This is a genomic window from Geobacillus thermopakistaniensis (genome assembly GCF_000498995.1).
GTDB lineage: Bacteria > Bacillota > Bacilli > Bacillales > Anoxybacillaceae > Geobacillus > Geobacillus thermoleovorans.
On sequence record NZ_AYSF01000024.1, the window covers coordinates 23542 to 39337 of the forward strand.

13 protein-coding genes, 1 pseudogene and 1 riboswitch are annotated in these 15796 nt (G+C 50.0%); of the genes and pseudogenes, 4 read left to right on the top strand and 10 right to left on the bottom strand.

Annotation, left to right across the window (positions count from 1 at the left end; all coding sequences use genetic code 11):
* Positions 1 to 64: 64 nt before the first annotated feature.
* Positions 65 to 1900, bottom strand: coding sequence for an APC family permease (locus T260_RS136195; protein WP_023633375.1), 1836 nt, complete (start codon positions 1898 to 1900; stop codon positions 65 to 67).
* 94 nt (positions 1901 to 1994) lie between these two features.
* Positions 1995 to 2134, bottom strand: a riboswitch (cyclic di-AMP (ydaO/yuaA leader).
* A gap of 150 nt (positions 2135 to 2284) precedes the next feature.
* Positions 2285 to 3622 (bottom strand): TrkH family potassium uptake protein, encoded by a 1338-nt coding sequence (locus T260_RS136190; RefSeq protein WP_023633376.1) that lies wholly within the window; start codon positions 3620 to 3622, stop codon positions 2285 to 2287.
* A gap of 450 nt (positions 3623 to 4072) precedes the next feature.
* Here T260_RS136190 and ltaS point away from each other — a divergent pair, with 450 nt between their 5' ends.
* Complete coding sequence (ltaS, locus tag T260_RS136185; protein ID WP_021322035.1) at positions 4073 to 6028, top strand: lipoteichoic acid synthase; 1956 nt, start codon at positions 4073 to 4075, stop codon at positions 6026 to 6028.
* Positions 6029 to 6046: 18 nt separating this feature from the next.
* Here ltaS and T260_RS136180 read toward each other — a convergent pair whose 3' ends face one another.
* From T260_RS136180 to T260_RS136150, 7 genes are all read right to left on the bottom strand, one after another.
* Positions 6047 to 7375 (bottom strand): S8 family serine peptidase, encoded by a 1329-nt coding sequence (locus T260_RS136180; RefSeq protein ID WP_023633377.1) that lies wholly within the window; start codon positions 7373 to 7375, stop codon positions 6047 to 6049.
* A gap of 129 nt (positions 7376 to 7504) precedes the next feature.
* Entirely contained in the window at positions 7505 to 8188 is a 684-nt protein-coding gene (locus tag T260_RS136175; RefSeq protein WP_011229719.1) for an N-acetylmuramoyl-L-alanine amidase family protein, read from the bottom strand.
* A gap of 210 nt (positions 8189 to 8398) precedes the next feature.
* Positions 8399 to 9544 (bottom strand): ABC transporter permease, encoded by a 1146-nt coding sequence (locus T260_RS136170; RefSeq protein ID WP_023633378.1) that lies wholly within the window; start codon positions 9542 to 9544, stop codon positions 8399 to 8401.
* Position 9545: 1 nt separating this feature from the next.
* Positions 9546 to 10649: an ABC transporter permease gene (locus tag T260_RS136165; RefSeq protein ID WP_023633379.1), complete on the bottom strand. Its 1104-nt coding sequence runs from the start codon at positions 10647 to 10649 to the stop codon at positions 9546 to 9548.
* A 37-nt stretch (positions 10650 to 10686) separates the two neighbouring features.
* Positions 10687 to 11622 carry an ABC transporter ATP-binding protein gene (locus T260_RS136160; protein ID WP_023633380.1) on the bottom strand — a complete coding sequence of 312 codons (936 nt, stop codon included), beginning with the start codon at positions 11620 to 11622 and terminating at the stop codon, positions 10687 to 10689.
* A 102-nt stretch (positions 11623 to 11724) separates the two neighbouring features.
* Positions 11725 to 12831 carry a sensor histidine kinase gene (locus T260_RS136155; RefSeq protein ID WP_023633381.1) on the bottom strand — a complete coding sequence of 369 codons (1107 nt, stop codon included), beginning with the start codon at positions 12829 to 12831 and terminating at the stop codon, positions 11725 to 11727.
* Between the two features lie 9 nt (positions 12832 to 12840).
* Positions 12841 to 13506: a response regulator gene (locus tag T260_RS136150; protein ID WP_011229715.1), complete on the bottom strand. Its 666-nt coding sequence runs from the start codon at positions 13504 to 13506 to the stop codon at positions 12841 to 12843.
* 108 nt (positions 13507 to 13614) lie between these two features.
* Between T260_RS136150 and T260_RS136145 the strand changes: the two are divergent.
* Both T260_RS136145 and T260_RS136140 read left to right on the top strand, forming a co-directional pair.
* A pseudogene (locus T260_RS136145) lies at positions 13615 to 13872 on the top strand (sensor histidine kinase); the annotation flags it as partial.
* A 64-nt stretch (positions 13873 to 13936) separates the two neighbouring features.
* Positions 13937 to 14401 carry a DinB family protein gene (locus T260_RS136140; protein WP_013144019.1) on the top strand — a complete coding sequence of 155 codons (465 nt, stop codon included), beginning with the start codon at positions 13937 to 13939 and terminating at the stop codon, positions 14399 to 14401.
* A gap of 111 nt (positions 14402 to 14512) precedes the next feature.
* Here the strand turns inward: T260_RS136140 and T260_RS136135 are convergent, their stop codons facing one another.
* Complete coding sequence (locus T260_RS136135) at positions 14513 to 15220, bottom strand: DsbA family oxidoreductase (RefSeq protein WP_031212168.1); 708 nt, start codon at positions 15218 to 15220, stop codon at positions 14513 to 14515.
* Positions 15221 to 15360: 140 nt separating this feature from the next.
* Between T260_RS136135 and T260_RS136130 the strand changes: the two genes are divergently transcribed.
* On the top strand, positions 15361 to 15762 hold the full coding sequence (locus tag T260_RS136130) for a DoxX family protein (RefSeq protein ID WP_023633383.1): 402 nt from the start codon (positions 15361 to 15363) through the stop codon (positions 15760 to 15762).
* The last annotated feature ends 34 nt before the right edge of the window (positions 15763 to 15796 follow it).

A 15796-nucleotide genomic window follows, 5' to 3' on the forward strand; every position in this document is an offset into this window, starting at 1 on the left:
AGGGGACTTTTTTGCCATTCGACACGCATCGATTTCCGGGGAAATGTTTCCCCTTTTCTCGACATTATTCCCGCAAATGATACGGCAATGTCGCAATGACCACATCTTTTTTCATGATCAAGAAAAAGCGCAAGATGATGGCTGTTTGGTTATGCAAAAATGTATGCCACCATTTTTTCACAATAAATTGTGGCAAGAGTACTGTCACCGGCGCGCGGTCTGCTTCTTTTTCCGCTTTCGTGATGTATTCTAACAATGGCGACAAAATGGTTCGGTACGGTGAATAGATGACTTTCAACGGAATGTCCGGATAAAACTTCTCCCACTTTTGCCGCAGCTTTTGTTCGTCTTTTTCGTCGAAAATAATCGACAGTGCCGTAATGTCGTCGGAAATGCTGCGAGCGTACTGAACGGATTGGGCGACCACTTTGCTGACGCCGGAAATGGGAATAATGACTTTTGGTTTCAACAGTTTCCCGCGCTGTTGCCACTCCCGTTCGTCAAGCCGCAATTGCTCGCCAAGTTTTTTGTAATGCTCGTGAATTCGGATGAACATCCAGACGAACAACGGAATCGCCACGATGACGATCCAGGCCCCCTGCGTAAATTTAGCGATCATCGTGACGAGCGTGACGATCCCGGTGACCACCGCTCCCGTTCCGACGGTGAGCAGCACGCCGAATTTCCGTCCTTCTTCCCGATTCCATAATTTTTTAATCAACCCACTCTGGCCGATCGTAAAGGAAAGAAAGACGCCAACCGCATAAAGCGGGATGAGCGAATGGGTTTTGGCATGAAACGCGATGATCAATGCGATCGCCAGCACGCTCAACAATATAATGCCATTGGAAAACACAAGGCGATCGCCCCGGGCCGCCAAGCTTCTCGGCAAAAAACCGTCCTTCGCCATAATCGACGTCAACTGCGGAAACCCGGCAAAACTCGTATTCGCCGCGAGCACTAAAATGACCATCGTCGCCAGCTGAAACAAGTAAAACAAAAGACCATTCCCAAACACATGGCGTCCGATTTGCGAAATGACCGTTTGATGCTCGGTCGGAGTAACGCCGAATCCCGCCGCCAACACGGTGATGCCTAAAAACATCACGCCAAGCAATGTGGACATCCATCCCATCGTAATGGCGGCGTTTTTTGAACTGTCTGGCCGGAACGCCGGCACGCCGTTGCTGATCGCTTCGACCCCAGTCATCGCCGAACATCCCGATGAAAAGGCGCGCAGCAAAATAAACAAACTGTAACCGGACGCAAACATGTGAGCTGTGGAAGCATGCTCATGCATCGTAAACCCATGCCATCCTTCCTGCCACAACTGCCACCCGCCGACAGCGATCATCACAAGAACGAAGCCAATGAACACATACGTCGGGTAGGCGAAAACCGTTGCGGATTCGGTAATGCCGCGTAAATTGAGCACCATTAAAAGCAAGATAAGAGCGACAGCGAGCTCCACTTTCCACGGCAGCAGCCCCGGAAACGCCGATGTCAGCGCGGCGACGCCGGAGCTGATGCTGACGGCGACAGTTAAAATATAATCGATCATCAGCGCCGCCCCGGCCACTAAACTAATTTTCGTCCCCAAATGGTCGCGGGCGACGACATACGCCCCGCCGCCGGACGGAAACGCGTAAATGATTTGCCGATACGACAAGGTCACTAACAAAAGCAATACTAAAATCGCCACCGCGATCGGCAGCGAATAGAAAAAGACGCTTGTCCCTAATAAAGCAAGCACAAGCAAAATTTCTTCCGTCGCGTAAGCCACCGATGACAGCGCATCGGAAGAAAAAACGGCCAACGCTTTCCATTTCGGCAATTTTTCATGTTTGAGCCGTTTTGTCTCCATCGGTTTCCCAATCAACAAACGTTTTAACGAAGCCATGCTTCCGTTCCTCCCAAAGCATATTCGAGTTGATTCAAAAAGAAAAAACCGCTGAGGACGCGCTCAACGGCTACGTTTGGTTCAAAACCATACTCGTCCCTCCCCAAAGCGCTTGCGAGGTTAGCTGTCGGGTTCGGGCTTGGAGAGATGCCCGTCCTTTCGGATTCACCCCTAGCAACGAGCGTTGCAACAAGTGGGTCCCCCGCTCCATGACGGATTCAGCGCTAAATATTCAGTTGTTTCTGCTTCCATATATTACTCCTCCCCCTTTTCTCCGTAAACAGTGAAAAAGCGGAAAAAACAACGATTTTCTCTGCCTTTGAGCCGCTTTTTCGCATAAACCGTCCTTATCTTTATGCTTTCTTTCTTTTTCCTGTCTTGCCTCTATCCAATCATAATTTTCCCTTTCGGATAGCGGAACGGATCAGGCTGACGGCGCAGCGTGACCGCGTACGCGATCGTCAGCGGACCGACGCGGCCGGCAAACATCGTCAAGATAATGACCGCCTTTCCGAGCGGAGACAACTCTGGAGTCAGTCCCATCGACAGTCCGACGGTCCCAAACGCCGACGTCGCTTCGAATAAAATCATGAGAAAGTCTTTTCCGCTCTCGGTGATCGTCAACACCATCGTTACAAACATGACGATAAACAGCCCGCTCATGGTCACGGTCAGCGACTTGTATACCGTATCGTAGACGATTCGTTTTCGGAACAAAATGACGTCTTCCTTCCCGCGAATTTGCGACCAAACCGCGCCGAGCAACGTCGTAAAGGTCGTTGTTTTGATTCCGCCGCCCGTCGAACCCGGGGAAGCGCCGACAAACATGAGAAACACGATCAAAAACAGCGTCGGCTGCGTCAAATCCGGGATGTTAAGCGTATTCGAGCCCGCCGTTCTCGGAGTGACCGCCTGGTAAAACGCGGACAGAAACTTGCCTGAGAGCGACAGCGGCCCCATCGTCTTCGGATTGTTCCACTCCAGCAGCAATATCAGCGCCATGCTGGCTACTAGCAGCCATGCCGTCGTGATGACCACCACCTTCGTATGAAGAGACAGCCGCCGTGTTTGCCGGTACTCATACACTTCATTCATGACAATAAATCCGATGCCGCCCAGTATAATTAAAATCGGCACGACAAGGCTCACGACCGGATCTTCCACATAGCCGGTCAAACTGCGAAACTCGCCCATCAAGTCAAAGCCGGCGTTGTTAAAGTTGGAAATCGCATGAAAGAACCCAAAGTACACGGCTTTCCAAAACGGCATATCGAACGAGAAACGAATCGCCAACAGCAATCCGCCGATGCCCTCAATGACGACGGTAAAAACGAGAATGCGTTTCACGAGCCGAACAATCCCTTCGATGCTCAGCTGATTGAGCGCCTCTTGCAGCAACAACCGCTCTTTCAAGGAAATCCGCTTGCCGAGCAAAAAGGCAAACAACGTAGCAAATGTCATAAATCCAAGCCCGCCCACTTGGATCAGCGCTAAAATGACCAGCTGGCCGAACAACGTGAACGTCGTCCCCGTATCAACCACAACAAGTCCGGTCACGCACGTAGCAGATGTCGCCGTAAACAAGGCGTCTAAAAACGGAAGTCCTTTTCCGTCAACGGTCGCCGTCGGCAGCATCAACAAGAAAGCTCCAACCAAAATAATCAAGGCAAAGCCGGACACTAATACTTTCGGCGGATCGAAAAATTTACGGTTCGCATTCAAAGCCCCATCCCTTCCCCCTCGCTCACATAATCGCCTCTTTATAGTTGTGGATGATGCATAGAAAAAATATACCAAAAACAAGCTTGTTCGGGTACTCTAAACCATTTTCATCATAACATTCTTTCTGCATAATAAAATGGATAAAGGGCATGGCCACCGACTTCAAGAATGTGGATGCATTGAAACCTTTTCCGTCTCCGTTCGTCTATATGAATGGCAAATGGCAGTCCGACTGGGACCACACAGGCATTGAAGCGCGGAAGGGGGCTTGCACCAGTCCCATAAAAACATTCCATTGACTTTTGGCAACAGACGTATTATGCTACTTGACATGGAGACGTTCCGATGTAAAATCATGTAAGAATAAAACGTTTGTTGCTGTGGGCAACGGCTGTTGATATAAACATAGAAGCATCGTTAAGAATACGAGGCAAAGGAGGAGAAGAGGACGTGAAGGCAATTTGGGAAAAATGGTTGAAAAAATGTCGTTCTCTCCCTAACCAATACATTGGCTTTTTTATTTTTGCCGTGCTCTTATTTTGGTTGAAGACGTACGCCGCCTATTTAGCGGAATTTAACCTTGGCATCAGCAACTCCATGCAGGAGTTTTTATTGTTCATCAACCCGATCAGCTCGGCGGTATTCTTCCTTGGGTTGGCGCTGTTGGCCAAGGAAACGCGTGTGTACAAATGGCTCATTATTATTAATTTCGTTTTATCGTTCATTCTATACGCCAATATCGTTTATTATCGTTTTTTCAGCGATTTTATTACATTCCCGACGTTGACGCAAACGAAAAACTTCGGCGATCTCGGCAGAAGCATTTGGGAGTTGCTCCGCTGGTATGACGTGTTCTATTTCTTGGATACGATCATTTTGGCGGTGATCGTTTTCTCGAAGCGATTCTCGCTCCCGGAAGTGCAGGCCGGCCGATTCAAAAAAGGCGCCATTTTCGCTTCGGCCATTCTGATGTTCAGCATCAACTTGGCGCTCGCTGAGACCGACCGCCCGCAGCTCTTGACAAGAACGTTCGACCGCAACTATATCGTCAAATATTTAGGCGTGTACAACTATTTGATTTACGATGCGTTCCAAAGCATGAAATCATCGACGCAGCGGGCGTTCGCAAACAAAAGCGACATCACGACTGTGCTGAACTATGTGCAGGCGACGTATGCCAAACCGAACCCGAAATATTTCGGCGTGGCGAAAGGGAAAAACGTCATTTACATTCATTTAGAGTCGCTGCAAAACTTTGTGATTAACTATAAGTTGAACGGTGAAGAAGTCACCCCGTTCTTAAACTCGCTCACCCGCGATCCGAACACGTTCTATTTCGATAACTTCTTCCATCAAACAGGACAAGGGAAAACGTCGGATGCGGAGTTTATGCTCGAAAACTCGCTGTTTGGCTTGCCGCAAGGCGCTGTCTTTACGACGAAAGGACAAAACACGTATCAGGCGGCTCCGGCCATTTTGCACCAATACGGCTATACAAGCGCCGTCTTCCACGGCAACTACAAAACGTTCTGGAACCGCGATGAAATTTACAAGTCGTTCGGCTTTGACCATTTCTTTGACGCCAGCTACTACGATATGAACGACGAGGACGTCTTGAACTACGGTCTGAAAGATAAACCGTTCTTCCGGGAGTCGATCCCACTATTAGAAACATTGAAAGAACCGTTCTATGTGAAATTTATTACGCTGTCGAATCATTTCCCATACCCGATCAGCGAGGAGGATGCGACGATCCCGCCGGCGACGACAGGCGACGGCTCGGTCGACCGTTATTTCCAAACGGCACGCTATTTGGATGAAGCAGTGAAAGAGTTCTTTGACTACTTGAAAAAATCGGGTCTGTACGACCGCTCGGTCATCATTTTGTACGGCGACCATTACGGCATTTCGGAAAATCATAACAAAGCCATGGCGCAAATTTTAGGAAAAGAAATTACGCCGTATGAACATGCGCAATTGCAACGGGTGCCGCTGTTCATCCACGTGCCGGGCATAAAAGGCGGCGTCATTCACGAGTTTGGCGGCCAAATCGATTTGTTGCCGACGGTCTTGCACCTGCTGGGCATTGATACAAAAAATTACGTCCATTTTGGAACGGATTTGCTGTCACCTGAACATCAAGAAATCGTTCCGTTCCGCAACGGCGACTTTGTCACGCCGAAGGTGACAGCGGTCAACGGCAAGTACTATGACACGAAAACAGGCGAACCTCTTGAAAGCACGCCGGAAATTCAGCGGCTCGAACAAATCGTCCGTACGAAGCTTGACCTATCGGATAAAGTCGTCTATGGCGATTTGCTCCGGTTCTATACACCGAAAGGCTTCAAGCCGGTCGATCCGTCAAAATATGATTACAATAACCGTGAAGAGGGAAGCGATCAATGATCGCCTCCCTCTTTTTTTCTAGCGCTGCAGCAGTTGCTCAATGGCCCGTTTCGCATTCACGTAACCTGCTCCATATACGTTCGGGTCTCGCCCTTTCCACAAATCGGCGCCGTCTTTTAACGCCCGCTTGATTTCATCCGGCGTTGCATTTGGTTTGGCCTGAAGCATCAACGCGACAATGCCGGCGCAAATCGGCGTCGCCATCGACGTGCCGGACATCGATATATAATGGTCACCGACCCGGCTTTGCTTATTCATCTTGTCAAGAAATGAACGCGGGGCGCGAAGCGAAATAATGTTGACCCCTGGGACGACGAGATCCGGTTTTGTCACCCCGTACTCCGTCGGCCCTCGGCTTGAAAACGACGCCACATCATCGTCGGCGCGCGTTGTCGCCGTATCATGATCGTCAAGAGCACCGACGGTAATGATGCGGTCGCTAATGCCGGGGCTTGAAATCGTCCCATAATTCGGCCCTTCATTCCCTGCCGCCGCACAGACGACAATACCCTGCTCCCACGCCTGCTCCGCGACTTGCACGAGCGGATCATCATTTTCTATCGGAAACGGCTGCGGTTCCCCTCCAAGCGATAAGGAAATAATATGGATTCGCTTGGTCAAGTTTTTCTTATTGTAATCAATGCACCACTCAATGCCGCGTATGATCGTCTCGAGCGTCCCGCTTCCCGAACGGTCGAGCACCTTAACGCCGATAAGGTTTGCCTCGTACGCCGGTCCAGCATACAGCCCATCGGACATGCGCCCGTTCCCAGCGGCATCACCAGCGCAGTGCGTACCGTGTCCGTTGTCATCATATGGCGTCGTACGCCCATTGACGAAATCTACAAAGGCAGCAATCCTCCCCTCCAAGTCCGGGTGCGGGTAAATCCCCGTGTCGACAATAGCGATCGTCACTCCCTTTCCACTCAACTCCGTCCCGTTGACCGCCACGCGTTTCGCATTGGCCGACGGCACTGCGTTGTTTAATAACGCTTTCACCGTACGGTTAAAATACACTTTCTTCACTTTTGGATGTTCAAGCAGTTGCTCAAGCGCCGCCGGCGTCACCCGTGCGCTGTAGAAGGGAACATGGCGAAAATGGTGGCGTACTTTCATACGGAAATGATCGCGTTCCGCCTTGGCCACTGCCTCCATCCCTTCAGCATTTTCGACTTCAATCAAGACGGAAAGCGTCCGCCATTTCCGCAGCCAGCGCTCGATCCAGCGGTGAAAAATGCACGGCATGCGTGTCATCGGCTTGTACATATTGACAAGCGCATGGCGGAGAGGACGGTCCAGCCGCCCCGCGTGCCGGCGGGCTAACTGCACTATTGAATAGCCAAACATGTCTTTTCCCCCTTCCTTTGTTTCTCGCTATACTCATATGACGGCTGGACAAAGGAGGAGGCGGCCTTTCCACTAGGACGAACGAACGAAAAAACGCTCGCCTAGCTGAAAACTAGGCAAGCGTTCCCGTCATTCCTCGACTTGCTCAAGCACAATCCGCTTCGCTCTTCCTAAATAATGCTCCACTTGGCGCAGCACGTTTTCCCTTTCGGCAAAAACGACGACTTGCGTCCCATCAACAATCACGCGCGTTAATGCTGTTTTTCGCTTTTTCTGCAGGCCAAATGCTCGCGCGATTCCGTTTACATGCCCTCGTGCGACCGTTCGCAGAAACTGGGTGTCATTCAGTTTTTCTGCATCCTCTTCCCGGTCAATAAACCCGTTCTCCGTGAGCACGGCTGGCATCGCGGTCTCCCTTAGCACATGAAAATTCGCTTTCTTTTTCCCACGATCGCGAAATCCCGCAGCTTTGACGACTTCTTCATGAATGGCATCGCGAATGCGGGCTGTTGCCGAATTGTCATCGAGCCGATTATAAATATAATCTTCATATCCAGTGCCGCCACCCGCGTTCACGTGAATGGAGACGTACAAATTGGCCCCCCAGCGATTGGCCCGGTCCGTCCGCTCATCAAGCGGCACCGTTTCATCTTTTGTCCGGCTCAACTGCACGGAAACTCCTTCATACTCATTTTGCAGCAGACGATTGATTTCGAGAGCGATAAACAACGTAATGTCTTTTTCCAACAACCCGTTGCCGACCGCGCCAGTATCGTTCCCACCATGCCCTGGATCGAGAAAAATTTTGACCATCTTTCTTCTCCTTTCACATTCTTCGTCGTTTAGGAATATAGCACTATTAGCATAAGCGTGGCACTCCAAAATGCCATAGATACTTCCCCAGGGCCAACAAATAAGGCGCAGTCAAAAAGAACGACTGCACCTGACATTCCCGCTGATCGACTTGTTCGATATGATGAAAGCCCCCACACAGCCATACAAGAAAACATAGACCGCTGGGCATTATACAAACTGTCCACTCTGTTGGCTTCGGCTAAACTTGTAAACAGCCAGAAGGAAAAAGGTCAGCGCAAAGGCGAGAAGAATCAACAGATGCCAATACAAACTTCCGAAAGAGCGCCCCTCCTGCAGCTTTACCAAAAAATCGAGCGCCCACCGTTGCGGTATAAAATATGCCGCTTTTTGCAAAAATTTCGGCATCAGCTCGACCGGCCAAAAACAGCCGGCCAGCATACATGTCGGCACGGTAATCAATGGCTGCAGCGCCCCGGCGGAAGCAGAGCTGTTCGCAAACATCACTGTAATCAAAGACAAGCCGATCGCGGATAAAGAGAAAAGCAGGAGCACCAGGGCCATTTGCCACATCGAAATATTAGGATCAATATGAAAGATGTTCTTCATTGCCACGATTGTCACGATGATTTGTGCCGTCATAATCAACAAATTCACCACGATATTCGATAACACATACGTTCTCGCCTGAATCGGTGTTGTCAATAAACGAGAATAGGTGCGCTCTTCTTTTTCTTTGATGATGATCTCAGTCAAATTCCCCGCTGACATCAACATAATCATGACCAAATAACCGATCGTTTGATACGTGACCCCTTTTTGTTTGGCTGTGTCGGGCAGCGAGTGAACGGACAGGCGGAACGGCGCTTGTTGATACCGTTCATACATCTTCCAAAAGAGATCACGATCCCCATTGGCCAATCGCCCCAATGTCGCCAGATGATCGATGTATTCATGCAAGTACGACTTGATGAACATCGTGATTTCCGTTCCCTTGAGCGAGACAAGTTCTATCGGCCGGGGCTGGCCGTGCTGGACGCTTTCGGAAAACCCTTGGCGAAAAATCAGCACGCCATCCATCTTTTGCGAGGTGATTTGCTCATCGACCGCTGATAACTTCACGCTTTTCACGGAGAGATGATCAAGGCTTTTCAGAAAACGGATCGTATCATCGGTAATCCGTCCTTGATCCTCATTGACGATTCCAATGCGAACTTCCTTGACAGGGTTGCCCCCGGCCGCAAACAAAGACAAAAGGATCGCCGCCAACGGAGTTCCAAAATATAACAAAAAATTGATTTTCCGACGGAACGTTCGCTTTAACGTATATCTCACCAACCAGATGACGTCATTCACCTTATAATCCCTCCCGTCTCGCTACAGATGCCACCGCGATCAATAAAAACAACGCCGCTATACCGATATTAAGCAGCATAGTTGGAACGACGCTTGACAAATCGTTCGCATACACGATTTTGAAAATCGTTTCATTCATCCAAGAAAGCGGAGACAAATGGGCATACCATGCTGTTTCATCGATCGGAAAATAAGCGCCGCCGAAAAAGGAAGACAGCTGAATGATGACCATCGCAATCGTTCGCGCCGCTCCTTCCGTCCTTGCCATATAGCTCATCCCTAGACCAAAGCTGATGGCTAAGACCACCTCGGTCAACATAAGCAACCATACGAGACTTACGTGATGCCCCCAATCGGCATGAAACACCCATTTGCTGAACAACATGACGACCGCAACACAAAGAAAATTCGCCGCGACGTTCCCGGCCAGCTTTCCAATAAAAATCTCGCTTTTGCGAACAGGAGCAGCCAAAAGGCGATCAGCCGTCTTCCGCGTTCGCTCCCCCCGCAGCAACGAACTGCCCGGCAATGCGCTGTACAAAGCGATCATCGTCGTCATCGCCACCGCATAATAATCCATGGCTCCCGGTTTGCGCTTGGAATGCAGCGACCGTTCTTGAATATACTCATCATGCACACTTTTATTTGATGGAACAAAACCGGGCTTCACCTCTGAAACGGCCATCGCCAGCTCGTATCGGCCGACAAACGCGGCCATCACCCCCTCAACAAGACTTCCTTTGATCTTGTTGCGTTCATTGGTGTACAACTCCACTCCACGCGGGCCGATCTCGATGTATCCATCCGCTTTTCCTTCCTGCACCGCTTTCGTTCCTTTTATCCGGTCGGATGCCTTTTGAAAATCGATGTGGGCTTTCTTCCCTGCTTGGATCATCGTTTGAATATACGGCGACAACGGCCCTGCTTTTTGATCGTTGTACAAGACGTGTACATCACCGACGGAAATCGTCCAGTGAAACGTGTTGGAAAGGGCTGTTCCTAAGATGAACATCAGTACGATCGGAAACAGCAGCATAAAAAATAGCGTCCGGACATCACGAAAATCGCTTTTGATTTCCTTGGCTGCAATGCGAAAAATATTCAAAAGAAGCACCTCCCTCGCATGATGGCACTCCAAACAGCTAATCCCGCAAATTTCTCCCCGTCAGCGCCAGAAAGACCGTTTCCAAGTTCGGTGATTTGTCTTCAAGCGAACGGATTTCGACACCGTCATTGATCAGGCATTGCACAATTTCGTTTAAATTATTGACACTGATATCCGAACTGATTTTGATCATATTTTCTTCACATTGCACCGCCTTGACCCCGGGAATGTCTTGAAGATGCTGCTTGTTGAGCCGATCCATCCCCCTGATTTCCAGCCAAATATCTTTTGTATCGGTGATAATCGCTTCCAGCTGCTCCTTTGTCCCCTCTGCGATGATCTTTCCATGATCAATGATGGCGATCCGTGTGCAAATCTCCTCCACTTCCTCCATATAGTGGCTTGTATAAATGATCGTGCATCCCATCTCATTGAGCTTTTTCACCGAAGCCAAAATATAATTTCGCGACTGCGGATCGATGCCGACTGTTGGTTCGTCCATAATGATGAGCTTCGGCCGATGGGCAAGAGCGCAGGCGATATTGAGCCTCCGTTTCATTCCCCCTGAGAAATGTTTCGGATAAATTTTGCGCTTATCGCTTAAACCGACAAACTCGAGCGCCTCTTCAACCCGCTGGCGCAACTCCGGGCCGCGCAGTCCATACAACCCGGCAAAAAATTCAACATTCTCATACGCCGTCAAATTTTCATAGATGGCAATTTCTTGAGGCACGATGCCGATCTGTCGTTTGGCAAACTGGCGATGCTTGGCGATGTCCTTGCCGAGAATCTTGATTTCTCCTGCATTCGGGCGCAGCAACCCAGCAATCATATTGATAGTTGTGCTTTTTCCCGCGCCATTGGCTCCGAGGAAGCCAAAAATTTCCCCTTCGGCAACCGTAAGAGACATATGATCGACAGCGATGAAGTCACCAAATTTTTTGGTCACTTGTTTGATCTCTAAAATGTTCATCGTTCCACCTTCTTTCCATGCTTGGTATTATGGATTATAGAAAAAAAGATGAACTCCTGTAAGTGCAGGAATTCATCTCGTTGACATGAGAAAATTCACGATTTACTCATGAATCGGAAGCAACGTCGTGACAGAGAAACCGTTCGTTCCATCGACAATGACCGTGCCATGAACAGAGGCCGCCCGTTCCTCCATGCCGATGATCCCAAGTCCTTTCTTGATCTTGGCCGCACCTTTCCCGTTATCTTTCACTTCCACCTTGATGACTCGATTCAACACGTGAATTTCAACGGCAATGGCCGTGGCCTCAGCGTATTTGCTCGCATTCGTCAACGCTTCGGCAATGTTCTCATAAATCACTTTCCATTGGATTGGTGTAATCACATCCAAATCCCCTTTGCATACGAGCGGAACCGGGAGATGATGTTGGGCGGAAAATTCCTCAATGAATAATTTCACCCGATTCAGCCCGATTTGCTCGAGCGGTGGCTTGATCTGTTTTAATGTCATCCGGATTTGTTCCATGCCTTCTTTGGAAATATGGATGGCGTTTTCCAACAGTTGTTTCGCCTTGTCGCGGTCCGCATCCATCAACCGTTTGGCCGCCTCCATCTGAATGAGCGCTCCAGCGAGCGAGTGGCCGATTTGGTCATGGATGCGCTGCGACAGACGGTTCCGTTCTTCCAACTGCAACGTATATTCCGACTGCTTGATGTATTGATGATATTCGCTGATCCTTCTTGTCAGCCGATGCAAATCGTTGCGCATTTGATCCAAACGATCTTCTTGTTGTTCCATCCGCTCGATGTGCCGCTTGACTGCCGTCACGCTGACAAAACTGAACAATGCCACAAAGCCGTATAATTTCCCCGCCGATGGATCAAGCCAAATCATCGGCGTCAACAACACCGCCCCGATCCCCCAAACTCGGTGGATATACACGGAGGCCAGCTCATACCCATTGAGAGGCAGCAACAACGCCCACAGCGGCTCCACAAAGGCGGCGGCTAGAACGAGAAGAACAACGGAACCAAACGCCGCTCCCCTTTTCCAACTCATATGGCGAACGATCAGGGCAAACAGCTGAAGACAAAAATAGATCAGAGAGACTAGAACAAAGCCCGCTCCCGTTCTCTGTTTCGATGAAATGTAATCGAATGCCGCATAGCCCCATACAATCAGCTTGTAAATGATCAGCAGCGATTCCATAACATCCCCTCAGCCGACTTTTCCCGTCAGATAATAAACGGCAATTTGCGTTCGATGTTGCAGTCCGGTTTTGTCCAAAATCGATGTGATGTAATTGGCCACCGTTCCCTCGGAGAGAAATAGCTGTTTGGCAATCTCTTTATTCGAAAGCCCCTTCGCAATGAGCGCCATAATGTCCAACTCTCGTTCCGTAAACAGGCTTTTATCGATTTTCGGGGCTGCTTCTGTTTCTTCTTTTAAGTTGGACTTAATTTTGTCCATCACAATCTCCTGCATCACCACTTGGCCGTGATACACCGCTTTGATCGCTTCGCGGATTCGTTCCGGGTCCGTATTTTTTAAAAAATATCCTTTTGCGCCGTATTGAATGGCGTCTAGAATGTATTCATCATCATCAAACGTCGTCAAGATGAGCGGCTTTGTCTTCGTCTGCTCGCATAGAAGCTTTGTCGCTTCCACTCCATTCATGTTCGGCATGCGCACATCCAATAACGCGACATCAACTTCATGATGTCGACAATATTCCACTGCCTCTTTCCCATCGCCTACAGTCGCGGCGACATCAAACTCGTCATACGTGCTTAAGATGATCCGCAGCCCTTCGCGGACAAAGGGATTGTCATCGGCGATGAGCACTTTTATGCGCGGAACATGGGACGAAGAGTGATGTTCCATCTTTACCCACCCCTTTTCATCATGACACGTGCGATTTTGTGGGATCACACCTGCCCAATACCTTGCGTGCATGATTTTCATGATTTACTTTCATTGTAATGAATAAGGGGGATTTCTTCCATTGCCATTAAGGGAAATGAGCCAAAGCAAGAGGTTTCAGATACAGGCATCGGCATCGCGCCGGAGCATTTGCCTTTTTTGTTCGATCGATTTTACCGCACAGATGAAGCCAGAACGCGAAATCGCGGGGGAACCGGATTGGGTCTTGCCATTGCCAAAGAATTCGTATCGGCTCACGGCGGAACAATCGATGTCCATAGCACCCCTGGCCAAGGGACCACCTTTCGGGTCAAGCTTCCCCGCTGACGATAGAGAAGATGTTTATGGTAAAATGGAAAACAGAATTCCATAACTAGAAGGAGGAAGAGCCATGTCCCGCGCAAAAAAATGGGTGCAATATTTCCTTTCCCACCGCCATGTCACGATGGAACTGATCCACAAAATCGACGAAGCGCATTATGATTACAAACCGACGCCGACCTCGATGACAGCGAAGCAGCTGGCGACGCATATGCTGTTCAGCTTCTACAATTTCGCTAACACGGCAAAACACGGCGATCCATCGCTGTTCCGGCAAAAAATCGAGGAACCGGAGACGAATTTGGCCAAGCTGGCGGAAACGTATACGGAAAAGACGAGGCAGCTCATCGAATCGATGAGCGATGACGACTTCGACCGGACGCTTGATTTAACTGCCATCTTTGGCACACAAATGTCCACAGCTCAGTTCCTGCAATTGGCAATGGACCATGAAATCCACCATAAAGGCCAGCTGTTCGTCTACGTCCGCGGCATGGGGCATACGGACTTGCCGCTGTTTGTGAAACGCGGTTAATCTTCCCCATTTTTGTTTCATCTAACTAAACGAGAAGCTTCTCCGTGAAAATAACAAAAAAAGCCGGCTAAGAAAACCCCTAGCCGGCTTTTCCTTTTTGGTTGAGGCGATTTAGTCAATCAAGCAGCTTCCGTCTGCGCACATTCCGCCTTCACCCGCCAACGACCGCAACGGGGAAGCTTGTTGTTCTTCCTCCCATACTTTCTCTAGCGCCCGCCGGAACACGTCAACCGGCTGGGCCCCCGAAATCGCATACTTCCCATTCAGCACGAAAAACGGTACGCCGCGGACGCCCAACGCCGCTGCTTCTTCCTCGTCGCGGCGCACCTCTTCTGTATAACGACCACTGTTCAACACCTCTTCGGCTTCCGCCCGGTCAAGCCCGGTTGCTTCGGCGATCGCAAGCAGCACATCGCGGTCGCTGATTCGCTTTGACTCCGTGAAATATGCATAAAACAGCCGTTCCACCATTTCATTCAACTTCCCTTTTTCCTTGGCATAATGAGCCAAACGGTGGGCGTCAAACGTATTCGTCGGCTTCATCGTCTCAAAGCGGAATGTCAATCCGACCGCTTCCGCCTGCCTGCCGATATCGGCATTGGCCCGCTTCGCTTCCTCGATTGAAATGCCGTATTTGTTAGCAATGATTTCGTGAATCGTCAATGGCGTCTCTTTTTTCGCATTCGGATCCAATTCAAAGCTGCGAAATACAACCTCAACATCTTCTCGGTGCGGAAACTGTTCAAGCGCCTGTTCCAAGCGACGTTTGCCGATATAGCAAAACGGGCAGACAAAATCGGACCATACTTCAATTTTCACGGCCATATCCTCCTCTACTTTTGACGCGCTTCCCCTCCATTGTAGCCCATTGCCGGTCGAATGGCTAACGAAAGGCATGGGGGCGGACCTGCCCGCATACATTGTACTACCATGCTGTTGGGACAAGGAGGAAGAAATCGATGCATTCTCACGAACTAGGCGCCTTTCTATTGCGGATTGTCATCGGATTCATCTTTTTCGCCCATGGGTGGGTGAAATGGCAGCGGGGGCTTGAGGCGGCAACGGATTCGTTTGTTGCTATGGGCCTTCCCGGCTGGCTCGCCTACATCGTGACGATCATAGAGCTTGCTGGAGGCTGGGCGATGATGCTTGGCCTTGGCACACGCCCGATCGCCGCGGCGTTTGCCGTCATCATGGTCGGGGCCATCGCCACGGCGAAAGTCGACGCCGGTTTGCTCGGCAACGGCCGGGAAACGGGCTATGAATTCAATCTCGCCTTGCTCGCTATGTCCGTATATTTGTGGCTGAACGGCAGCCGGCTTTGGTCGTTAGACACGGTCATCGGGCGGCCGCGGGGCTAAGTCGGCACAAAAACGGGTGTCCCTCACAGCGGGA

Bases quoted from the DNA above. Each gene is read 5' to 3' on its own strand.
- T260_RS136195 (WP_023633375.1), bottom strand. From the start codon at position 1,900: ATGGCTTCGTTAAAACGTTTGTTGATTGGGAAACCGATGGAGACAAAA.
- T260_RS136180 (WP_023633377.1), bottom strand. From the start codon at position 7,375: ATGTTTGGCTATTCAATAGTGCAGTTAGCCCGCCGGCACGCGGGGCGG.
- T260_RS136175 (WP_011229719.1), bottom strand. From the start codon at position 8,188: ATGGTCAAAATTTTTCTCGATCCAGGGCATGGTGGGAACGATACTGGC.
- T260_RS136160 (WP_023633380.1), bottom strand. From the start codon at position 11,622: ATGAACATTTTAGAGATCAAACAAGTGACCAAAAAATTTGGTGACTTC.
- T260_RS136155 (WP_023633381.1), bottom strand. From the start codon at position 12,831: ATGGAATCGCTGCTGATCATTTACAAGCTGATTGTATGGGGCTATGCG.
- T260_RS136150 (WP_011229715.1), bottom strand. From the start codon at position 13,506: ATGGAACATCACTCTTCGTCCCATGTTCCGCGCATAAAAGTGCTCATC.
- T260_RS136140 (WP_013144019.1), top strand. From the start codon at position 13,937: ATGTCCCGCGCAAAAAAATGGGTGCAATATTTCCTTTCCCACCGCCAT.
- T260_RS136130 (WP_023633383.1), top strand. From the start codon at position 15,361: ATGCATTCTCACGAACTAGGCGCCTTTCTATTGCGGATTGTCATCGGA.